The sequence below is a fragment of the Flavobacterium sp. GW823-FHT04A11 genome, assembly GCF_058796535.1.
Genome location: NZ_CM179503.1, coordinates 1,417,927 through 1,441,323, shown reverse-complemented (window position 1 = coordinate 1,441,323; position 23,397 = coordinate 1,417,927). Strand labels below are relative to the sequence as shown.

18 protein-coding genes are annotated in these 23,397 nt (G+C 33.9%); 11 read left to right on the top strand and 7 right to left on the bottom strand.

Features of this window, described 5'->3' with window-relative positions; genetic code table 11:
- Nucleotides 1-131: 131 nt before the first annotated feature.
- The 3 genes from AC3QL1_RS06290 to AC3QL1_RS06280 all read right to left on the bottom strand — a co-directional run bounded on the left by AC3QL1_RS06290 (nucleotide 132) and on the right by AC3QL1_RS06280 (nucleotide 6,043).
- Nucleotides 132-2,000: a trehalase family glycosidase gene (locus tag AC3QL1_RS06290; RefSeq protein ID WP_492496071.1), complete on the bottom strand. Its 1,869-nt coding sequence runs from the start codon at nucleotides 1,998-2,000 to the stop codon at nucleotides 132-134.
- Nucleotides 1,990-3,210: an MFS transporter gene (locus AC3QL1_RS06285; RefSeq protein ID WP_492496070.1), complete on the bottom strand. Its 1,221-nt coding sequence runs from the start codon at nucleotides 3,208-3,210 to the stop codon at nucleotides 1,990-1,992. The genes AC3QL1_RS06290 and AC3QL1_RS06285 overlap by 11 nt, the downstream gene beginning before the upstream one ends.
- A gap of 193 nt (nucleotides 3,211-3,403) precedes the next feature.
- Nucleotides 3,404-6,043: a TonB-dependent receptor gene (locus tag AC3QL1_RS06280; RefSeq protein WP_492496069.1), complete on the bottom strand. Its 2,640-nt coding sequence runs from the start codon at nucleotides 6,041-6,043 to the stop codon at nucleotides 3,404-3,406.
- A 164-nt stretch (nucleotides 6,044-6,207) separates the two neighbouring features.
- On the opposite strand from AC3QL1_RS06280, the gene AC3QL1_RS06275 reads away from it, so the two are divergent.
- Both AC3QL1_RS06275 and AC3QL1_RS06270 read left to right on the top strand, forming a co-directional pair.
- Nucleotides 6,208-7,233, top strand: a complete 1,026-nt coding sequence (locus tag AC3QL1_RS06275) for a LacI family DNA-binding transcriptional regulator (RefSeq protein ID WP_492496068.1) — start codon at nucleotides 6,208-6,210, stop codon at nucleotides 7,231-7,233.
- 41 nt (nucleotides 7,234-7,274) lie between these two features.
- On the top strand, nucleotides 7,275-7,628 hold the full coding sequence (locus AC3QL1_RS06270; RefSeq protein WP_492496066.1) for a hypothetical protein: 354 nt from the start codon (nucleotides 7,275-7,277) through the stop codon (nucleotides 7,626-7,628).
- Nucleotides 7,629-7,649: 21 nt separating this feature from the next.
- On the opposite strand, the gene AC3QL1_RS06265 is transcribed toward AC3QL1_RS06270, so the two are convergent.
- Complete coding sequence (locus AC3QL1_RS06265) at nucleotides 7,650-8,213, bottom strand: hypothetical protein (protein ID WP_492496064.1); 564 nt, start codon at nucleotides 8,211-8,213, stop codon at nucleotides 7,650-7,652.
- 49 nt (nucleotides 8,214-8,262) lie between these two features.
- Complete coding sequence (locus tag AC3QL1_RS06260; RefSeq protein WP_492496062.1) at nucleotides 8,263-8,820, bottom strand: hypothetical protein; 558 nt, start codon at nucleotides 8,818-8,820, stop codon at nucleotides 8,263-8,265.
- 117 nt (nucleotides 8,821-8,937) lie between these two features.
- Here AC3QL1_RS06260 and AC3QL1_RS06255 point away from each other — a divergent pair, with 117 nt between their 5' ends.
- The 7 genes from AC3QL1_RS06255 to AC3QL1_RS06225 all read left to right on the top strand — a co-directional run bounded on the left by AC3QL1_RS06255 (nucleotide 8,938) and on the right by AC3QL1_RS06225 (nucleotide 19,206).
- On the top strand, nucleotides 8,938-11,712 hold the full coding sequence (locus AC3QL1_RS06255; RefSeq protein WP_492496060.1) for a 2-oxoglutarate dehydrogenase E1 component: 2,775 nt from the start codon (nucleotides 8,938-8,940) through the stop codon (nucleotides 11,710-11,712).
- 82 nt (nucleotides 11,713-11,794) lie between these two features.
- Nucleotides 11,795-13,045, top strand: coding sequence for a 2-oxoglutarate dehydrogenase complex dihydrolipoyllysine-residue succinyltransferase (gene odhB, locus AC3QL1_RS06250; protein ID WP_492496059.1), 1,251 nt, complete (start codon nucleotides 11,795-11,797; stop codon nucleotides 13,043-13,045).
- A 220-nt stretch (nucleotides 13,046-13,265) separates the two neighbouring features.
- Entirely contained in the window at nucleotides 13,266-15,749 is a 2,484-nt protein-coding gene (locus tag AC3QL1_RS06245; RefSeq protein ID WP_492496057.1) for a TonB-dependent siderophore receptor, read from the top strand.
- A 61-nt stretch (nucleotides 15,750-15,810) separates the two neighbouring features.
- On the top strand, nucleotides 15,811-16,143 hold the full coding sequence (locus tag AC3QL1_RS06240) for a hypothetical protein (RefSeq protein WP_492496055.1): 333 nt from the start codon (nucleotides 15,811-15,813) through the stop codon (nucleotides 16,141-16,143).
- Between the two features lie 16 nt (nucleotides 16,144-16,159).
- The gene (locus AC3QL1_RS06235; protein WP_492496053.1) at nucleotides 16,160-16,462 is read left to right on the top strand and encodes a hypothetical protein; all 303 of its coding nucleotides are present in this window, start codon (nucleotides 16,160-16,162) and stop codon (nucleotides 16,460-16,462) included.
- Between the two features lies 1 nt (nucleotide 16,463).
- On the top strand, nucleotides 16,464-18,017 hold the full coding sequence (locus AC3QL1_RS06230) for a PepSY-associated TM helix domain-containing protein (RefSeq protein WP_492496051.1): 1,554 nt from the start codon (nucleotides 16,464-16,466) through the stop codon (nucleotides 18,015-18,017).
- Nucleotides 18,018-18,078: 61 nt separating this feature from the next.
- Entirely contained in the window at nucleotides 18,079-19,206 is a 1,128-nt protein-coding gene (locus tag AC3QL1_RS06225; RefSeq protein ID WP_492496050.1) for a PepSY-associated TM helix domain-containing protein, read from the top strand.
- A 32-nt stretch (nucleotides 19,207-19,238) separates the two neighbouring features.
- On the opposite strand, the gene AC3QL1_RS06220 is transcribed toward AC3QL1_RS06225, so the two are convergent.
- Together AC3QL1_RS06220 and AC3QL1_RS06215 are read right to left on the bottom strand one after the other, a co-directional pair.
- The gene (locus AC3QL1_RS06220; protein WP_492496048.1) at nucleotides 19,239-19,586 is read right to left on the bottom strand and encodes a toxin-antitoxin system YwqK family antitoxin; all 348 of its coding nucleotides are present in this window, start codon (nucleotides 19,584-19,586) and stop codon (nucleotides 19,239-19,241) included.
- A gap of 210 nt (nucleotides 19,587-19,796) precedes the next feature.
- Entirely contained in the window at nucleotides 19,797-20,792 is a 996-nt protein-coding gene (locus AC3QL1_RS06215; protein WP_492496046.1) for a TlpA family protein disulfide reductase, read from the bottom strand.
- A 157-nt stretch (nucleotides 20,793-20,949) separates the two neighbouring features.
- Here AC3QL1_RS06215 and aspS point away from each other — a divergent pair, with 157 nt between their 5' ends.
- Both aspS and AC3QL1_RS06205 read left to right on the top strand, forming a co-directional pair.
- Entirely contained in the window at nucleotides 20,950-22,701 is a 1,752-nt protein-coding gene (aspS, locus tag AC3QL1_RS06210; protein ID WP_492496044.1) for an aspartate--tRNA ligase, read from the top strand.
- Between the two features lie 339 nt (nucleotides 22,702-23,040).
- Entirely contained in the window at nucleotides 23,041-23,235 is a 195-nt protein-coding gene (locus AC3QL1_RS06205; protein WP_007137066.1) for a cold-shock protein, read from the top strand.
- Nucleotides 23,236-23,397: the final 162 nt, after the last annotated feature.

The window sequence follows — 23,397 nt, the reverse complement described above, 5'->3', positions numbered from 1 at the left end:
AGGTTTTTACGCATAGTAAACCCGACAGGTTTTAAAAACCTGTCGGGTTTGTCATTTCAAGCACTAAAGGGGCTTCGACTCCGCTCAGCCTGACATCACGAGTGTCATCCTGAGCGGAGTCGAAGGCTTGTTTAACTAAAAAGCTCATCAGGATCAACTAAATCTGATAATTTTTGTTTTAAATCTTCTTTTAAAATTGTCAATCCGTATTGGTAAGAAGCATTCATCCAGCCAAAACCTTCTTCTGTTATGTAATCAAATTCGGTTCCTACGTTTCCATATTCTGCGAAAATTTTATGTGAACTTATCGATAAATCAAACTTCTCCGGAATGGTTCCGTTATGATCAACGGCGTTTCTGGTGATCAGCCAAAGCCAGCGGTATACCATTTCCTGTGCTTCTTCGTTAAAATTATAATTCAGCAAACCTTCCCACAAAAGCATTTGATGCGGTGCCCAGCCAAACGGATAATCCCATTGGCGTATTGGAGCATTTTCGTCTACACCGGCAATTGATTCTTTTGTACTGCCGGCAATTCCACCTTTCATTTTAAATCTTGGAAGTGTCTTTTTTACTAAAATTTCTGCCTGTTCCGGCGTACTTATTTTCGCCCAAAGCGGATAAAATGTTGGTGCAGCTTCAAAGAAATGCTGTTTTTCGTTTACAAAATCGTAGTCAAAATAAATTCCGTTTTCCTGATTCCAGCATAACTCGTTGATTTTTTCTTTTCTCGAAACAGCTTTAGCCATCCAATATTCGCCTGAATACGATTTATCTTCAAAATATTGAAATTCATTTTTAAAATATTTCTCAATTAAAAAAGCAATATCAGTTTCATATTTATACAATAAACTATTGATTGCGACTGTGTTTAAATTGGCACAAACTCCAACTAATCTATTGGTTGTATCATGCCCGCTTTCGCGCATACTGCGATCGTGAATAAAATATTTATCCAGTTCAGGATCAACAACTTCTCTTTCCAGATATTTCTTTTCGAATTCCCGCGTTGACAAATTATATTTTGGCGCATATTGCTCCAGAATATCATCAAAATGTCCTTCTTCCACCTCAAAAGGCAATCCAATTCCTTCTGCTTTATAGCGATTTAATCCGTTTGCTGTAAGTCGTTTTCCTTCTTCCATCCAAACGGTTTTGTATTCCTTTATGACGGTTTTTAAATGCCTTTCAATCCAGAAAATATCCGGATTCGACTTTTCTAAAACATCTCTAATCAAAGATGTATAAAGCGGTGGCTGCGTTCGGGTTAAATAATAGCTTCGGTTGGCATTTAGAATTTTTCCGTAATGATCAATTTGATATTTAAAATTCTCGGCAATGCCCAAAGCAAGGTCAATTTTATCATCTATCAAAAGTCCTTTGGCAATAAAATAACTGTCCCAACCGTACATTTCATTAAATCTTCCGCCAGGAACGACAAACGGAACTCCTGAAATTTCATTGTTTTTTATTTGAAGTGCCAAAGCCAGAATTCCCGGTTTTTTATTCAATGATAAAACATATTCAGGCGAAATGTTTTTAGGCATTTGAACCACTTTTAATTTTGGGATTGTAATTTCTAATTTCTTGAAATAATCAAAAACTATTTCGTCACCAAATGGCACGTACAAATAAGCAAATTCATTTTCGATTTTATCGTCTTCCAGAATTTTCTTTACGCCAATGGCATCAATAGTTCTGGTGAGACCATTCCAATAAAGATCTTTAATTTTTCTTGAAATTCTCTTTACAGGATCTTCGGTGATTTCATTCAGATCTATTTCGGCAAATTCAGTATCGTTTTTTTTCGCCAAAGCCAGTTCCTGCAATAAATTAGAAAGCTGATAAGTTCCTTCAATTGCTACTGAATTTCCGTTTTCATTTTCCAATAAAAAACTTTTTGGACCGTTGTCATCAATCGTAATTTTTTTATCGCCATCAGTATCTTCCTGAGCCAATAATTTCTCGATCGTTTGGGTTATATGTAATTTAAATTTCATCTTTTGCAGTTATTTTTTTAAGAATAAAAAATGATATCAACAACAAGGTCATTGGAATTAAAGTAAAATAAAAAGCTTTTTCCGGTCCCTCATTTTTAAAGAGCCAGCCTGTTATTCTGGAACCTAAAGTGCCGCCAAGAGCAGAAAAAATGACAATTAATCCGGTCATGGAACTTTGCAGATTTTTAGGCAATGCGCTCAATACAATCGAATTTAATAGCGGATAAATAGGCGCAATAAACAAGCCGATTAGCGGAAATGCAAAACCAATTAACGGAATATCTGAAAGCGTATCGATGTTTTTGACTTCTAATCCAACCGTTTTGGGAAGTACAAAAATTACCAACAACATCGCGGATATAATGCAGAAACTCAATACCCAGATCCAATTTACTTTTTTGGTTACGATGCCCGCAATTAATCTCCCGATAGCTAATGAAATCGCCAAAATACTCGCCATCATAATACTGATATTCTCCGGTAAATGAAGCACTTTTGTATTGAATGTGGGCAGCCACGAAAGAATTCCCTGCTCGATCATGACAAATAAAAAGACGCTGATAACGAAAATAACGGTTAGCAATTTGGCCATTAATTTGAACATTTGAAGGAAATCATCTTTAAGATTTACTCCTGCAGAAACTTCAGCTTCTTCGAATTTTACAAAGAATAAAAACAGGAATGACAGCAATGATAATCCTGCTAAAAACCAATACACATTAAGCCATGAATTAGGATCGTTTTCGTTATTGAATGCCGGGAATAAGAAATAAGCCAACGCAATTCCAACCATAAAAAAACCTTCAATACTACTCATTAAAGCGTTGTGTTCTTTTTTGGTTTCTGTTACGGTTCCAATCAGTGAATAAACGGAAACTTTGATTAGGGCAAATGAAACTCCAACGGTTGCAAAAAGGATTTTAGCATTGTCGAAAGAATTTCCAAAATACATCGAAATACAAGCCAGAGTAACCAAAGCCAATCCTGTCAACATAGCTTTTCTATAGCCTATTCTTGGTAAAAAAGAAGCTATAAAAAAGGATACAATGGCAATTGGCATGTCTTTAAAAGCTTCCAGAATACTGGCCTGAACTTCATCGACTCCGTAATTTCTTTGCGATTTTAAAATCACAATCCCTACGCTGTTTAATAAAATAGCAAAGACAAAATAATTAAGATAAAGTGAGATTTTAATTCCGATGTTTTTCATGTTTTTTTATTTTGTCTATGCTGTTGGTTGTATTTTTAACACATAGAAACATAGCTTAGTTTGCGTTCAAAAGGCGTTTCACTTATTTAAATTCACATAGCTAATGTGTGGAAACTAGTTTCTTTTTTTTCCCTTTTTTAATGATAAAATCTATGTTTCTATGTGTTTAATATTTTTTGCGGTTTAAATAAATTTAAAAATTAACCGCTACAGAAAATCTAAAGGCGCGTCCTAAAATTGGTCTTGCCATAAACACATCGCTTGCCGCAGATGTTGTTTGTCTCGGATCTCCTTCTGTTAAACCAATTTCGTTAAATAAATTTGAAGCATCAACAGCAAAACGAAGATTGTTGTACGTATAATTTAAACCTGCTCCCACTTCTTTATAAGCTGGTAAAACTTGTCTGTTATCCTGATTTGTGAATTTTTTATCGTAATAAGAAAACTGAACATATGCTGTAAAATCTTTTGTAATATCTACTTCAGGTCTTAGGTTACAGAAAAATTTAGGGATTCTTCGGGCTGTATTTCCGTTGAAATCAAAAGTAGAACCGTCAGCATTTGTTCCTGTAAAATTATCATATTCCGGTTTTTGAACGGTAAACGTAAAATTCAGTTTTACCATTTCGTATCTTGCATTGGTTTCTACTTCAAGACCAATATTGTTTACGTCAGCAAATTTATTTTCTGAAGATCCGTCAGATAAAATATCCGTGAAAGCCACATTTTTCAGGTTCATGTGAAACAAATTCGCATTTATATTAAAGAATGAATTTGAATATTTGTAACCCAATTCAAACTGGTTTACTTCGGTATTTTCTAATTTGCTTAAATCGGCTGCATTATCATAAAATGATTCTTCAATTGGCGATCTAAAACCATGGCTGTAACGCACATACGAAGCCATATTGTCGTTAAATTTATAATTTCCTGCCACTGTATACGACCATTCACTCACGTCATATCTCCAATATGTGTAGGGATTTCCTTTTACTGTTGTAACCGCGTCATCAGCTGTATTGTTGTCTAAAATTCCTAAATCTTCAGCAAAAAAACGAGCATTATCTCGGTAACCTGAATATTTGTCTTTGTTGTATCTTAAACCTGCATTGAAAGTCAAATTATCTGTTGCTTTAATTTCGGCATCAGCATAAATATCGTTCAAAAGTCCTTTGGTTTGAGCATCTCTTTCCAGCCATGTAATTCTTTCTACACCATTAAAAGTATGTTCAACACCGGTTGTGTTATCGGTAACATTTAACAATCTCGGATTGTCTGAAACGCTTACTAAATAAGAATTCCAGTTCCAGTATTGATTTGATTTCCAGTTAGAATAATAATATCCAGCAGTTAATTTTACAGGATCTAAATCGAAAGCAAAAGAGAAATTATTAGCAAAATTGTTCATCTTTTTCTCGATGTGCCAAAGATCAGCTCTCATAATTAAAGCATTTGGATCTAAAGCCGCACCATTATCTACATAAGAATAAGCAAGATTTCCGGCAGTTGTATTTTGAATATCTGTTGCATAAGCATCTTGTGTCCAAGGTCCTCCATTTGGGAAAATAGCATTGTAATTCAGGTCGATTGAAGTTTGTTTGAAGGCGTTTTTGAAAGTCACTTTTTCAGATATTTTCTTTTTAAATTCGGCTCCAATAGAGTTAATTACTGGATGTGAACCATCTTCTAAATCGGCACTAAAAGTTCCGCCTCCATATTGAGGCACATTTAAATGACTGAAATTTACTGAAGTCAGCGTTCCGTAATTTGGATTAAAACCGTCGATACCTTCAATTTTTCCGTTATTGCTTTTTAAAGGAATTGGAAGATAAAAAGTATTTCTGTCATCAAGATGTTTGAAATTTACTCTCAAATAATCGCTTTCATCAAATTTATACGTCAGGTTTCCTTTTATTTGTCCGCCTTTATTGGCTGTAAAACCGGTATTTCTTACTCCATTATCGGCTCTGTAAAATCCTCCAACATTAAAAAATAATTTATCCTGAATTAAAGCGCCTGATAAGTTAAGATCTGTTCTGAACATTCCGTAATCTGAAGTCGTGAATTTTGCTCTTCCCATAAATTCATTCTGACCTGTTTTCGAAATAAAATTAATGATTCCACCCGGAGCATTGTTAGCAAATATTGAGGCAGAACCTCCACGAACGGCTTCCATCTTGCTAACCGTTTCATCTAATCTGTAAAAAGTATCGGCGTTGGCAAATTGCAAAGCTCCATCTTCAAAAACAGGTAATCCATCTTCCTGAATCTGTACATATTCATAAGCTCCTGCAGACGGAATTCCTCTTGCAAAAAGGTTGTTTCCAATTTCTCCTCCGGAAGCTTCTACCACAAATCCGGGAATCGTTTGCAATAAAGCTGCTGTACTTGACGGCGCTCTGTCTTCGATTGCTTTTGCGCCCATTGTAGTAATCGCAACGCTGGATTCAAGTTTTGATCTTGGAGTTGACGAACCCGTAACCACAACCTCTTTTAAGTTTTGTGATTCTCCTTCCAGCAATAAATTCACTTGTACCGACTCGCCTTCTTTAACTGTAATTTCTTTTGTATAGGTTTTGTAACCCACATTTGTGGCTTCTACAATATAACTTCCAGCGATTACATCTGAGAAAATAAAAGCTCCGTTTTCATCTGTTACGACACTTTTTCCGGTGTCTTTCAAAGATACATTTGCGCCTGGAACTGTTTGTCCGGTTTCGTCTAATACTTTTCCGGAAACAGTATTTTTTCCTTGGGCAAAAAGGTTATTTGGAGCAAAAATCAGGCATAATAATAAAATTAATATACCGAAATAAGAATGTTGCTGTTTCATGATTTTTTGGTTTGGTTAGTAAAGTTTTTATTTGTGATTGTAAACTTAATTACTATTTAACTTCCATTTAAGAATTCAGAATCGAAAACGTTTTCGAAATCACCTAAAACGTTTTCGGAAGTTAATATTTTAGCAATACATTTTATTTTTAGTACATTTATTTCATGAATGATACAAAACTAATAGATATAGCTTCGGCCTTAGGAATTTCAGTCACAACGGTTTCAAAAGCACTTAAAGGATATACGGATATTAGTAAATCTACGCGTGCAAAAGTTCTCGAAATGGCTGAGGCAATGAATTATATTCCTAATTCTGTGGCTGTAAATCTTAGAACCAATGAAACTAAAACCATTGGTGTGATCATTCCGGCAACCGTGCATCACTTTTTTTCGAGTGTTTTAAATGGTATTTTAGAAGAAGCCGAAAAAAGAGGTTATCTCGTTATTATTCTGCAATCAAACGAAAAATACGAACTGGAGAAAAAACAGCTTGCCTTATTAATTCAGAAAAGAGTTGATGGCGTTTTGATGTCTCTTTCTAACGAAACGGATGATTTCTCTCATATTAATGAAGCGATTCGGAAAAATACGCCAGTTGTTTTATTTGATAAAATTGCCAAAAGAGTCGATTGTTCTAAAGTTATTATTAATGATGCAAAAGCGGCTTTTGATGCGGTTTCGTATCTTATTAATAAAGGATATAAAAAAATTGCGCATTTTCGAGGTTCTTACGTTCCTCAAAATTCTATTGATCGCTTTTTGGGTTATAAAAGAGCACTTGAAGCGCACGGAATTGAGTATGATTCGAAGTTAGTGTACGTTTGCGACAACAATACTGATTTTGAAGATGGCTATGAAAATGCTCAAAAAATAATGACTGAAAATCCGGATATCGACGCCATTTTTGCCATTACGGATTTAGTTGCTATTGGAATTATAAAATATTTTAATGAAGCGGGAATCAAAACACCGGAACAAGTTGCCGTTTTCGGGTTTAGCAATTGGTTTATGAGTACCGTTATTTCACCTAAATTAACAACAATCGATCAGCCAGGATTTGAAATGGGACATGCAGCGGTTTCAATTTTAATTGATGAAATTGCAGACATTAAAGAACATCGACCGGTGACGCATCAAATTATAGAACTTCCAACAAGAATCATTGAAAGAGAATCAACAGTTAAATGATTTTTTAGTTTTAACTTTGCCTCAATCTTTAAAAAGCATCAATGTTTCCAATTCCCGAAAATACCGATATTTTATTGGCTGATGCCGAAACTGAAAATTTATATCTAAGTCTGATTGAACAAATTAATAAGGATTTTAATTTGGCGAATGAAGGAATTGATTTTCCGTTAAGTATTTCCCCTCAAGAATTAAAAATTCAGCTTCACGAAAAAATCTACAGAATGATTCAGTACAAATTTGCTGAATATCTGAATCTGCTTTATATCATTGATGTTTCTGAAATCGAAATCAAAAAACTCGACGGTTCTGATTTAGTGATTTTGGCTGAACGGGTTTCGTTTTTAATTTTAAAAAGAGAATGGCAGAAGGTGTGGTTTAGAAATCATTACAAGTAAAGGTGCTGAGGTTCTGAGATGCTAAGATTTTTTGCCTGATTTTATAATACTTTGCAATTTATCTAATTCAGACCACAATCCAAATCCACTAGTATCTAATTTACTACCAATAATCTGGAAACGACCACATTTAAAGCAAATCTTTGCGATGCCTATTGTTTTTTCTTTCTTTTTAAAAATGAAAACATCACGATATTCAGGAACACAAGCATATCCGTCCATTTGTAAAGAATCTTTTTCACTAAATATATTTTCAATCTCTTTTTCCTGTTTAACAGATAAGTTTGATTTTTTGTAATTATGACTTAGTAAAGTTTCTTCAAAATCTTTTTTAGGAATACTATCTGGAAAATATCCCATAAATAAATCTGAAAACTCCTTATTCTTTTTTGATTTTAAATTATTAAGTTCAAAATCAATCATCTTCTCAAGAGTATAATCTACGTGATAATGATCAATTTTATCCGAATCAAAAAATGGTCTCAGTTCTTTTTTTACGACTTTTTTGTCTGCAACTTCTACTTTATTAGAATTGTTACAACCCGAAATTATGACAACAAGAAAAATAAAAATGTATTTTTTCACTTTGAGGATTTTAAATCTTAGAACCTTAGCAACTTAGAGTCTCAGCATCTCAGAAATAAACTCTCACAAAAGGCATAAATGCTGATCCGTACAAACTTTTTTCATCATTAAATAAAACGTCGTAACGGGCACCAATTGTAACACTTCCTGTTCTGTAACCGGCACCGAGATATAAGGCGGTATTCCAGAAATTATCAGAATAAGATGGTCTGTAAGAAGTTGCGTCATAATCTGTGTTGACTCTCACTTGTTCTAATTCTGCAGATAGTTGAAGTTCGGGAATTGGGTTTACGAGTGTGATTAAACTTCCCCCGTAAACAAAAGAGTCATAATAATTTTTTGAAGCCAGGTAACCAAATTGCAATCCAACTCCTACGGCAACAATTTCGTTAATATTGTAAATTGCGCTTGGCATCACTGAGATATCTGTGTAACCAGAACCAATTCCAAGTCCCAGACCGCCTCCAAACTGTACCTTATCCCAAAAATGATTACTGTTGTCAATAACATATTTTTGTGCTTCTTGTGCAAAACTCAGTTTTGAAAACAGCAGTAACAAAATCATAAATAATGATTTGAAAACGATTGAAATTTGATTTTTTTTCATGGGTTAACACTATTTTTAACAAATTTTTACGTAAAAGTAAGCAAAAAAAAGATTTAAATAAATGCGATTGTTGTACTTTTGCCATTCTATTTAACAAAAAGTATATTCACTCATATTATGGATAGGTTTTCATTTTTAAATGCAGCGCATACAGAGTTTTTCGCACAATTATACGATCAATATTTAGTAAACCCAGATAGCGTTGAGCCAAGCTGGAGAAGCTTTTTTCAAGGTTTCGACTTTGGACAAACGACTTATAATGACGAAAATCCGGTTCAGCAAATTGTTGAATATGTGACTAGCGACAACACAGATTACAGTAAGGTTTCGGAAAAACTGCAAAAAGAATTTAATGTACTAAAATTAATCGATGGTTACCGTACGCGCGGGCATTTGTTCACAAAAACAAATCCTGTTCGTGACCGCAGAACATCATCTCCAACTTTAGATATTGAAAATTTTGGATTAACATCTGCTGATCTTTCAACGGTTTTTGATGCTGCGCAAACTATCGGAATACCGCCTTCTTCTTTAGAAGCTATTGTAAACCGTCTTAAAGCTATTTACTGCCAACACATTGGTATTGAATATATGTACATCAGAAATCCTGGCGTTGTAAAATGGATTCAGGAAAAACTAGCGGTGAATGTTAATCAGCCTAATTTCTCTTCTGAAGAAAAGAAAACTATCTTAAACAAATTAAATCAAGCTGTTTCTTTCGAGAACTTCTTACATACTAAATATGTTGGTCAAAAACGTTTTTCACTTGAAGGTGGAGAATCTATCATCCCTGCTTTGGATGCTTTGATCGAACAAGCTGCTGAAAAAGGTGTTGAACAATTCGTAATGGGAATGGCTCACCGTGGCCGTTTGAACGTTTTGGCAAACATCTTCGGAAAATCTACTCAGGATATTTTTGGTGAGTTTGACGGTAAAGATTACGATCAGGAATATTTTGATGGTGATGTAAAATACCACTTAGGTCTTACAGCTGACAAAAAAACAAGATCAGGAAAAAGCATCAATATCAATTTGGCACCAAACCCTTCTCACTTAGAAACGGTTGGAGCTGTAATTGAAGGAATTACAAGAGCTAAACAAGATAAATATTATGCTGATGATTTCTCTAAAGTATTACCTATCGCCGTTCACGGAGATGCTGCAATCGCAGGTCAGGGTATCTTATATGAAATCATTCAGATGGCGCAGCTTGACGGTTACAAAACGGGAGGAACAATCCATATTGTAATCAACAACCAGGTTGGTTTTACAACTAACTATTTAGATGCGCGTTCTTCTACTTATTGTACAGATGTTGCCAAAGTAACGCTTTCACCGGTATTACACGTAAATGCTGATGATGCTGAAGCTGTTGTACACGCAGTATCTTTTGCTTTAGATTACAGAATGCAATTTGGTCGTGACGTATTTATCGATTTGTTAGGATACAGAAAATATGGTCATAACGAAGGTGACGAACCTCGTTTTACGCAGCCTGTTTTATATAAAATCATCGCAAAACATAAAAATCCAAGAGATATTTATGCTGAAAAATTATTGTCTGACGGCGTAATCGATGCATCTTATGTAAATGCTTTAGAAACAGAATACAAATCTGATCTGGAACAGAATTTAGAAGCTTCCCGTAAAAAAGATTTGACAATTATAACGCCATTCATGAAAAACGAATGGGACGGATTTGTTCAGGTTACCGATACTCAAATGCTTCAAAAAGTAGACACTACTTTTGATAAAAAAGGATTGGATTCTATCATCAACACAATCTCAACATTACCAGCTGACAAAAAGTTTATCAATAAAATAACTAAAATTGTTACTGACAGAAAAACAGGATACGATAATAATACGATCGACTGGGGAACTGCAGAAGCTTTAGCTTACGGTTCACTTTTGACAGAAGGATTTGATGTTCGTATTTCAGGTCAGGACGTTGAGCGTGGTACATTCTCTCACCGTCACGCAGTTGTTAAAGTAGAAGATTCTGAAGAAGAAGTAGTGCTTTTAGATGCTATCGAAAACAAAAAAGGAAAATTCGGCGTATTCAATTCTCTTTTATCTGAATACGGAGTTCTTGGTTTTGATTACGGATATGCATTAGCAAATCCAAAAGCATTAACAATTTGGGAAGCACAATTTGGAGATTTCTCTAACGGAGCTCAAATTATGATTGACCAATATATTTCATGTGGAGAAGATAAATGGAACAACCAAAATGGTATTGTTTTATTATTGCCTCACGGATATGAAGGACAAGGTGCAGAACACTCTTCTGCAAGAATGGAGCGTTACTTACAACTTTGCGCAAGACAAAATATGTACGTTGCAGATTGTACAACGCCAGCCAACTTCTTTCACTTGTTGAGAAGACAAATGAAAACGAATTTCCGTAAACCTTTGGTAGTTTTCTCTCCAAAAAGTTTATTGCGTGATCCAAGATGTGTTTCTACAGTTGAGGAATTAGCAACAGGAAGTTTCCAGGAAACAATTGACGATAATACAGTAGATAAAAAAGCGGTAAAAACTTTGGTTTTTGTTACCGGTAAATTCTACTATGATATTGTTGCTGAAAGAGAAAACAACGGAAGAAATGACGTTGCAGTTGTTCGTATCGAGCAATTATTCCCTTTACCGGTTGAGCAATTAAAAGCAATTATCGCACAATATCCAAATGCTGATGATTATGTTTGGGCTCAGGAAGAACCTAAAAACATGGGAGCTTACAGCTTTATGCTGATGAATTTTGATCTTGTAAAATGGAGATTAGCTTCATTAAAAGCTTACGCTGCTCCGGCATCAGGAAGTTATACAAGAGCAAAACGTCGTCATGCAGATGCGATTAGAATGGTATTCGATAAAGATTTATTCAGATAAAAAATTAGTTTAAACGTTTAATTTTTAAAGTCTACCAAACACTTTAATCCTTAAACAATACAAACCTTAAACAAAAACAAAGATGATTTTAGAAATGAAAGTCCCATCACCAGGGGAATCAATAAAAGAAGTTGAAATTGCAACTTGGTTAGTAAAAGACGGAGATTATGTAGAAAAAGATCAAGCTATTGCTGAAGTTGATTCAGATAAAGCTACTCTTGAATTGCCTGCTGAAATGAGCGGAATTATTACGCTAAAAGCTGAAGAAGGTGATACAGTAGCAGTAGGAGCTGTAGTTTGTTTAATTGATACCGATGCAGCAAAACCTGCAGGTGACGCTCCGGCAGCACCAGCGGCTGAAGCTCCAAAAGCTGAGGCACCGAAAGCAGAAGCTCCAAAGGCAGAAGCACCAAAAGCGGAGGCTCCAAAAACAGCTCCGGCAGCAACAAGTTATGCAGCTGGAACTCCATCTCCTGCAGCAAGAAAAATATTAGACGAAAAAAATATAGCACCAGCAACAGTTTCAGGAACTGGTAAAGGTGGAAGAATTACTAAAGATGATGCTGTAAATGCAGTACCTTCTATGGGAACTCCAACTGGTGGAAGCCGTGGAACTGAACGTACAAAATTATCAATGTTACGTCGTAAAGTAGCAGAAAGATTAGTTTCGGCTAAAAACGAAACGGCTATGCTTACTACTTTCAACGAAGTAAACATGACGCCAATCAACCAGATTCGTAATGAATACAAAGATGCATTCAAAGCAAAACATGGTGGTTTAGGTTTAGGTTTTATGTCATTCTTTACAAAAGCAGTTACAAGAGCGTTACAATTATATCCAGATGTGAACTCAATGATGGATGGTGATTATAAAATCGCTTACGATTTTGCTGATATCTCAATCGCAGTTTCAGGACCAAAAGGTTTAATGGTTCCTGTTGTTCGTAATGCTGAACTTCTAACTTTCCGCGGAATCGAAGCTGAAATCAAAAGATTAGCTTTAAGAGCTCGTGATGGTCAAATTACTGTTGATGATATGACAGGTGGAACTTTCACAATTACAAATGGTGGTGTTTTTGGAAGTATGTTGAGTACTCCAATTATTAACCCTCCTCAATCAGGAATTTTAGGTATGCACAATATTATTGAGCGTCCAATTGCTGTAAACGGTAAAGTTGAAATTCACCCAATGATGTACGTGGCTCTTTCTTATGACCACAGAATTATCGACGGACGTGAGTCAGTTGGTTTCTTGGTTGCTGTAAAAGAAGCTTTAGAAAATCCGTTAGAATTATTGATGAATGGCGATGCTAAACGTGCTTTAGAATTGTAATTTAGATAATTTTCCAATAATAAATAAAAGCCTGTTCAATCATTGAGCAGGCTTTTTTAGTATATAATAAAATAAAAACCATAATAAAATGTTAATCTTTTAAAGAAACTGACATTTTACCTTTTAATAAATATTATTTAGAATAAATAAGAATAGTCTTGTTTTGTTTGTTTTCAACAACTAAATTTGCGCTATTAAAATCAATTCTAAATAAAACAAAATGAAATATAGATTTACAATTTCTTTTTTGAGTTTTTGTTTTTTTCTACTGGCAAGTACCACAATTTCGGCTCAGGAGAAAGCAACGATCAAAGGTCAGATTACTATAAACAATAACGAATCTCCAGAGGGTATTTCTGTTGTTTTGAAAGGCACAAAATCAGGAACAACCACAGATGAAAATGGTAATTATACCTTAAAAAACATCAAACCTGGAAATTATACTTTAAAAGTTTCTTCACTAGGATACATTACACAAGAAAAAGCAATTGTAATTAAAGAAGGTGATAACTTAACTCAAAATTTTACTGTTACTACAAATTCAGAAGATTTATCAGAAGTAGTTGTAAACGGTGGTAAAACCAATCATTTTGCGCGTAAGGAAACTAAACAGGTTTCAAGATTACCTTTAAAAAACTTAGAAAATCCACAATCTTATACTACTATTACCGGAGAGTTATTAAAAGAACAAGTAGTTACAAATTTTGATGATGCTTTGAAAAATGCATCTGGTATTACTCCACTTTGGGCTGCAACAGGACGTGCCGGAGACGGAGCTGCTTATTATTCTTTAAGAGGATTTCCGGTTCAGCCAACAATGGTTAATGGTTTACCGGGTTTAACAAACGGAAGTTTAGATCCTGCCAATATTGACAGAATTGAAATTATCAGAGGTCCTTCAGGAACTTTATTTGGCAGCAGTTTAATCTCTTATGGTGGTTTAATCAATACCACTACAAAAAGGCCTTACAAAACATTTGGAGGAGAAGTAAGTTATACGGCGGGAAGCTTTGGTTTAAATCGTGCAACTGTAGATTTAAACACGCCTCTTAATGACAAGAAAACTTTAAATTTCAGAATAAACTCAGCTTACTACAAACAAAATAGTTTTCAGGATGCCGGTTTTAGAGAATCGTATTTTGTAGCGCCTTCATTATCTTATGAAGTAAACGACAGACTATCATTTTTAGTGAATACTGAGTTTATGAGCAACGAATCTACAAATCCAACTATGTTGTTTTTAGACAGAGGTGCACCGTTAAGAGTTCACAATATCAATGAATTAAAATACGACAATAACCGTTCTTACACCAGTAATGAACTTACGATGAAAACGCCTTCTTATAATATCCAGGCTCAGATGAATTATAAATTTTCTGATCAATGGAGTTCTCAAACAGTTTTCTCTACCAGTTCTGCAAAATCAGTAGGAAACTATTCTTATTTGTATGAAGCAACACAATCTACACCAATTCAGAATGGAATTGTATTAGCACGTTATTTTACCGATCAGGACAATCAAAATATAACAACTGATATTCAACAAAATTTTAATGGTGATTTTAAAATTGGAAGCATAAGAAACAGAATTGTTGTAGGTTTCGATTATTTCAAAAGAACTGCTACTGATCATAGTACTGAATATTTTGGAAACGGCTATGTGTATATTGGAGATGATTTAGCCTCTTTCAACGCTATGCTCGCTATGCTTGGTATGCAGCCTACTACTAACGGAGACACCGGAGATTTGACAAAAGCCGGAGCTGATGCTATTATTGGAAATAATCCAAGAAGCAACAATAGTACAAAACAGGAAACTTATAGTGCTTACGTTTCTGATGTAATCAACTTTACTCCGGGATTATCTGCAATGTTGAGTTTGCGTGCTGACCGTTTTATGAATGCCAAAAACGACGGATACAATCAAACTGCTTTTTCTCCAAAATTTGGATTAGTATACCAGCCAATTATTGATAAAGTTTCGATTTTTGCAAATTACATGAATGGATTCGTAAATATTGCACCGGGACAAAATCGTTCAGCTGCTGTTTCAACACCAGTAATACTTAATCCTGAACATGCAGATCAGTTTGAAGTTGGAACAAAACTGAATCTTTTTAAAGATAAACTTTACGCTACTTTTAGCTATTATCACATTAAAGTGGTTGATCAGACTTATGTAATAGAAACTCCGTATGTAGATCCTGCAGATCCAACAACTCCACAACCAAACAATCAGACTACATATCAGGATGGAGCACAGCAAAACAAAGGTTTTGAAGCAGAATTTGTTGCTAATCCAATTACAGGTTTAAACATAGTTTTGGGATATAGTTATAACGATGCCGTTTTAACAAAAGGAGATGTAGAATTTGTAGACCGCAGATCTGAAAATGCAGGACCTAGAAATCTGGCAAACCTTTGGGCTAGTTACAAATTTACAAATGGTTTATTAAGAGGTTTTGGTTTAGGTTTTGGAGGAAATTATGTTGGAGACAACATGATCATGAACAGAAAAACTACCGGAACATTTACAATTCCTGAATACACAGTTCTAAACTCCTCTTTATTTTACAGTGCAGAAAAATTTACTGTTACAGTTAAATTAAACAACATTGCAAACAAAGAAATTTATGATGGCTGGTCAACAGTTCACCCTAAAGAACCAAGAGCAGTAGCAGCAAGTTTCTCGTATAGATTCTAATAAAAAACAAACAAAAACACCTTTCCTTAAAGAGAAAGGTGTTTTTTAAATTTTTAAAATTATGATAACAATAGCAAGCCTTATCGTTTTTTTAGCTTTTTACACTTTGTATTATACATCAAAAAGAGCCGTTTTATCGTATGATTTAGGTTTTGAAAAATGGATGAAAAACAATCCAAAGCAAACCAAAATTACAGGTGTAAGTTTACTTTTATTAGCCTATGCTTTTTGGCTGTTTACACAATCTTTAGGTTGTGGAACATTAATGTTTTTTATTCAGTTAATGGCCATCGGAAGTTTAATCATCATCTTGGCTCCTTTGAAAAAAGTAAGCTCAAAAGCACTTTTAGCTTTATTTATAATCGTTGCTTTAGTAGAATTCTATTACAACTAAATATTCCTGACTTTTTATGCCGGCTAATCCTAAATATTTAACCCAATCCAAATGGCAACGATTTGCCAAAATTACAGCTGCTATTTTAGGTGGCTATTTTGTTTCTGTAACCTTTCATTTAGCATTAGCTTCATGGCTTAATCGTGCAAATGTTTTGATGACAATGGCATTTAGTGGTTTTATTCTTTGGGTCGCGCTTATGGTTGTTGCCTTCCTAGTCAAAAGCGGATGGAAAATCTGGGGTATTTATATTCTTCTTACATTGGCTTTTTCTCTTTTAATTTATTTAGGTCAAACCTATAATCCAACGGCACAATAATATGAGCAACCGTAATTATAATATATATTTTCATACGCATACTGTTAGCGGAATTGTAATAAGCGTAGTTCTTTTTGTAATTTTCTTTGCTGGGTCTTTTTCTTTTTTTAGAGATGAAATCATCAATTGGGAAAGAAGTGAATCTACTGCAATAACCAACGAAATTCAGCTAAATTATACTACCGCATTAGATACGCTTGACAAAAAATATATTTTACACGGCAGAGACATTACCATTTCTAAACCGAGTGTAGAAAGAAGAGTTGCCATTTATTTGGAAGGAACCAAAGACACAACAGCTCCGGCGAAACAAAAAGAAGGATCATTTTTTTACCTTGACAATAAAAGTTTTAAAACCTTCACTTATGAAGAATCCTATTCATTGGGTGAATTTTTATATCGCTTACATTTCTTAGCCCAGATACCATATCCGGTTGGTTATTATCTTTCAGGGTTTATTGCCTTGTTCTTTTTATTTGCCATTGTAACCGGTGTTTTATTACATTGGAAAAAAATCGTTTCAAACTTCTATGTTTTCCGTCCAAAAGAAAAATTAAAAACATTGTGGACCGATGCGCACACGTCATTAGGAATGATTGGTTTGCCGTTTCAGTTTGTGTATGCGGTAACAGGAGCATTTTTTATGATTAAACTTTTAATTGTTGCTCCCGCTGTAATGGCTTTGTATAAGGGTGATCAGGACAAATTATATAAGGAATTAGAATATACCGATCCGGATTATAAATTCGAAAATAAAAAATTGGCGAATCCTTTTAATATCGATCAGTTGGTTGCAAAAGCAAAAAGCAATTGGTCAGATTTTGAAGTTACACGTGTTTTTATTCAGAATTACGGTGATGCAAACATGCACGTTTTAGTGGAAGGCGAAATGCCGCATCATAAAAAATTTACCGGAATTGGAAAAGTCGTATATCGTATTTCTGACGGAAAAGAAATCGCGAGAAAAAATCCGGTGACGCAAACAAATTATTTAGATGTTGTGAAAAATGTATTATACCGCATTCACTATGGCGATTACGGCGGTTATGTCTTAAAAATAGTCAGCTTTATTTTAGGAATTATTACTTGTTTTGTGATTATTTCCGGAGTTATGATTTGGCTTGTTGCTAGACAAAAAAACAATATGCCGGAAAAGAAACGACGTTTTAATGCAGCAGTTGTCCGCATTTATTTTGCTATTTGCTTAAGCATGTATCCAATAACCGCGCTTGCTTTTATTGCAACAAAAGTTTTTTATCCGTTAAGTCAGTCTAATTTATTTACGCTTTATTTTGGCGGATGGCTTTTGCTTTCGATCTTTTTTATCATTAAAAAGAATGATAGTTTTACGAATAAATTCTGTTTGATTTCAGGAAGTATTTTAGGATTTTTAATTCCAATTGCAAATGGGATAATTTCCGGACATTGGTTTTGGAATTCTTTTATCGAAAATCACATTCAGGTTTTCTTTATTGATGTTTTCTGGATTGTTCTGGCTTCAATATCACTTTATGTTGCTTATCATTTAAAGCCAAAAGTGACCGACAAAAACTAAAAACACTACAAATTATTTGCCCGTTATTGATTAACCGTATACATTTACGCTTTTATTCAAAATGGGATTCAAAACGAAAATACGTTTTCTACATAAATGGCTCGGATTAATTTCCGGGCTTATTGTTTTTATCGTCAGTATTACGGGCTGTATCTTTTGTTTTCATGACGAAATAAAAGACATTACACGAAAAGAATGGCGATTTGTTGAACCACATAATCAACCCTTTTTAATGCCTTCTGTTTTACAGCAAAAAGCAAAAGAGATTCTTCCAAAGAATAAATCAAGCATGGTTTCGTATTATGGAAAAAACAGATCGGCAATTGTTTACACTTATTCTGATACCGAAAATTTATATCTCTACTTCAATCCTTACACAGGCAAATATTTAAAAACAGAAAATCCAAAAACGGACTTTTTTATTATCGTCGAATACATTCATTTGTATTTACTTCTGCCGGATTATATCGGAAAACACATTGTGGGAGGCGCAACCATTATCTTTATTTTATTGCTCATCACCGGAATTATTCAATGGTGGCCAAAACGCAAAAGTGATATCAAAAGAAGTTTTTCGGTAAAATGGTCTGCAAAATGGCGTCGTGTAAACTATGATTTACACAATACATCCGGATTTTATATTTCAGTAATTGCTGTAATTATTGCCATAACCGGTTTAACCTTTACGTATGAATGGGTTGGAGATGGAATTTATAAAACTTTTAATTTTGGTGGAGACAAAACTTTAGAAACAAAAGCTCCAATAATCGATACGACAAAATTCAAAGTAAATAAAATGATTGCCATTGATCGTGCTTTTATACAAACTATGAAATTGCAGCCAAAAGCCGAAATGTATTATATCACAACTCCACAACAAAAAGGAGACATTATAAATACAGGCGCATATCCGCATACTTTGCGATACGATCATCAAAGCAATTATAATTTTCATCCGGAAGATGGAAAATTAATTCAAAGTCAGCCTTTCGATAAAAAAAGTTTAGGATTACAGGTTGTCGAAATGAATTACGGAATTCATACAGGACAAATTTTAAATTTGCCAGGAAAAATTATTGCTTTTATTGTGAGTTTAATTGCAGCCGCTTTGCCGGTAACCGGATTTATAATTTGGTACGGAAGAAGAAAAAAGAGCTGTAAAAAAATAAAGCATAAAAAAACCGCTTAATAAGCGGTTTCGTATTCTATTTTTGAGATACTTTAGTTTCTGTTTGCTAAAGCATTCTTTTGTAAATTTTTAACTGATGCTATTTGGCTATTTTCAAAAGCAACTTCAGAAAGGTTATTTTCATTAAAGAAAATCCATTTTCCAGTTTTCACTCCGTCTGTGTACTCTCCTACTGCAAGTTTATTTCCTTTTTGATCATAAGATACCCAAACACCATCTAATTTACCATCCTTATAAAAGCCTTGTTGTTGTACTTTACCATTTTCATAGTAATAAGTAGCTTTTACTTTATTTCCAACAGCTTCTAATTCCGGCTGTACCTCTTGTGCAACTAAAATTCCAGAGAACATCATTGCAACTAAAATCACACATTTTTTCATATCTTTAGGTATTAATGTTATCAAATCGTTATCAAATATAATTAAATGTTTACATTAAACAAACTTTTACTTAACAATTTGGTAACATTGAATAAAAACTTAACATTGGAAATTCACTAAAAATAAAAAAACCAAAGCTTAAGCCTTGGTTTTAGTGGATTTTTATAAAAATTTTAATGTTACGAAATCGTTATCAATTTAATAAAGAAATTAATTCAATAATGAATCTAACTGCGTCTGAAGCTCTGGAGAAGAAGGTCTCTCTGCATCAGAACTCACAATATTACCTTTTGGATCAATAAGAATAAATCTCGGAATTCCGGTTACTCCATAACTTGTTACAAACTCAGATTCCCAATCTTTATCGGCAAACAATTGAGTTCCGCCTAAATTTTTATCTGCAACAAATTTTTTCCATTTTTCGTTGTCTTTCAATTTATCTATTGAAATACTCACGAATTCAATGTTTTTTCCGTGATACTTCTCTTCTATTTTTTGCAAATACGGAATTTCTGCTCTGCATGGAGCGCACCACGTTGCCCAAAGATCAATGTAAACATATTTTCCTTTTAAGTCAGAAAGTTTTGTTTTTCCTCCTTTATAATTATCGTAATCAAAATTTGGCGACGGTTTTCCAACTAATTTATTTGCTTTTGATACTCTTTCATATTCCTGCGACGCATATTGATTAAAACTTTCAAAGCTATTTTTCAGCGCCATTTTAAATTCAGAATCAAGATTTCCTTTTTCTAAATTCTCAAGATCTGTTTTCTTTTTTGTTTCTAATAATGTAGCAAATTCAGCAGGTTCTTTTTTAAAAGCTTCATTTTGAAATTTCTCATCTTTTAAAGCTTGCTGTGCCAAAAAATTACTTTCCTCTACACCTTTACCTTTATATACAATCTTTTCATCAAATTCTTTTGCATCCATCGTCAAATTGATTTCCGAATCTGGTTTTAAATATAGGTTAGAAGATTCTCTTCCGTCAGAAAAAATATAAAATCCTTTTGGAGCAGTGAAAGAAGCTGTAAAAAGTTCTTTTTTATCAATCGGAATTACTTGTTTAAAATTATTTCTTCCTTTAATGACTAAAGTATCACTATTTCTATTGGCAATTTTAGCAGTAAATTTAATTTGATCTTTGGTCTGACCGATAACATTCAAAGCGCTAAAAATCAAAAGACCAGTAACAAAAAAATTCTTCATATATATTAAAGTTTGTTTTTAGTGATTCAAATCTAAAGAAATTACAGTGGCTAAATTTAAGAATTAACAAAATATTTCAAATTATTGAGCATCTAGTGATCACTTTACTACATTAATTTGAATTTTGTGTTTACTTTTGCAGTCTAAAATTTTGATCATGTATAGAAGTCATAATTGTGGCGAATTAAACGCCTCAAACATTAATACCGAAGTTACTCTTGCTGGTTGGGTTCAGAAATCACGCGATAAAGGATTTATGAATTGGGTTGATTTACGCGACCGTTACGGAATTACACAACTTATTTTCGACGAAAGCCGTACAGATAAAACGGTTTTTGAATTAGCCAAAACTCTTGGTAGAGAATTTGTAATTCAGGTAAAAGGAACTGTTATTGAGCGTGAAGCAAAAAATAAAAATATCCCGACTGGTGAAATCGAAATTTTAGTTTCTGAATTGACAATCTTAAATGCAGCATTAACACCTCCGTTTACTATTGAAGACGAAACTGATGGTGGAGAAGATATTAGAATGAAATATCGTTATTTGGATATTCGTAGAAATCCGGTAAAAAACAGTTTGTTATTCCGTCATAAAGTAGCGATGGAAGTTCGTAAATATTTATCTGATTTAGATTTTTGCGAAGTAGAAACACCTTACTTAATTAAATCTACTCCGGAAGGAGCCAGAGATTTCGTTGTTCCAAGCAGAATGAACGAAGGACAATTTTATGCATTGCCACAATCTCCACAAACTTTCAAACAATTATTGATGGTGGGCGGAATGGATAAATATTTCCAGATTGTAAAATGTTTCCGTGACGAGGATTTACGTGCAGACCGTCAGCCTGAGTTTACACAAATCGATTGCGAAATGGCTTTTGTGGAACAAGAAGACATTCTGAATGTTTTTGAAGGATTGACAAGACATTTATTAAAAGAAATTAAAGGTATTGAAGTAGATAAATTCCCAAGAATTACCTACGAATATGCGATGAAAACATACGGAAATGACAAACCGGACATTCGTTTCGGAATGGAATTTGGAGAATTAAACGAATTTGCGAAACACAAAGATTTCCCGGTATTCAATGCTGCGGAATTAGTCGTTGGAATTGCAGTTCCGGGAGCAGGAAATTATACCCGTAAAGAAATTGACGGATTAATTGACTGGGTAAAACGTCCCCAGGTTGGTGCATCAGGAATGGTGTATTCAAAATGCAATGACGACGGAACTTTTAAATCATCTGTAGATAAATTTTACGATCAGGATGATTTAGCACAATGGGCAAAAATTACAGGAGCAAAACCTGGCGATATGATTTTTGTACTTTCAGGCCCGGCTGATAAAACACGTGGACAGCTTTCTGCACTTCGTATGGAATTGGCAACTCGCTTAGGATTGCGTAAACCGGAAGAATTTGCTCCGTTATGGGTTGTAGATTTCCCTTTATTGGAATTAGACGAAGAAAGCGGACGCTATCATGCAATGCACCACCCGTTTACATCTCCAAAACCGGAAGACATGCATTTATTAGAAACTGAACCTGGAAAAGTTCGTGCTAATGCGTATGATATGGTTTTAAATGGAAATGAAATTGGCGGAGGATCGATTCGTATTCACGATAAAGCAACGCAGCAATTAATGTTTAAATATTTAGGTTTTACCGAAGAAGAAGCAAAAGCACAATTTGGTTTCTTAATGGATGCTTTTCAGTTTGGAGCACCGCCACACGGAGGTTTAGCTTTTGGTTTAGACCGATTAGTTGCGATTTTAGGTGGTCAGGAAACTATTAGAGATTTTATTGCGTTTCCAAAAAACAATTCAGGACGTGACGTAATGATCGATGCACCGGCTAAAATTGATGATTCTCAATTAAAAGAATTACATATTAAAGTTGATTTGGTATAAAACTGCATCTTTTTTAAAAATAGAAAACAGCAACTGAATTTGTTGCTGTTTTTTTTTGTATAAATACCAAAAAATATAGCTTTTGTACCTTACTATTAAAGAATAATAAAATAAAGAGGAGATAAAAAAATATTCATTGAGAATAATGTAAAAATTTCCTACTTTATATTCCTACAATAAATGATTCTTAAATAATGCACATTCATATCAAAATTGATGCAATATAAATAGCGAAAACACTGTGAATCAATAATTTTTACAAAAAATTAACACCTTATTGTCTTTTGTATGAATTTATATGTTACATTTGCTACATTATAAATTATTATTACAATTACAATGCGTACAGGTACAGTAAAATTTTTCAATGAATCTAAAGGTTATGGATTCATTACAGACGAAGAAACAGGAAAAGATATCTTCGTTCACGCTTCAGGAATTAACGCGGAAGAATTACGCGAAGGTGACCGTGTAAGCTATGAAGAAGAAGAAGGAAGAAAAGGGAAAGTTGCTGCTAAAGTAGCAGTAATCTAAGAAAAATATAGCAATTTATTTTTTTTGCCTCTGAATGGTTTTAAAACGTTTCGATTTATTTCGAAACGTTTTTTTTTGGCCAAATCTTAAAAAAAACTTAAAATGTATGGTTGTTATTTATAATCAATAAAAATTACAATTATTCACCCTTTTGCTACACAC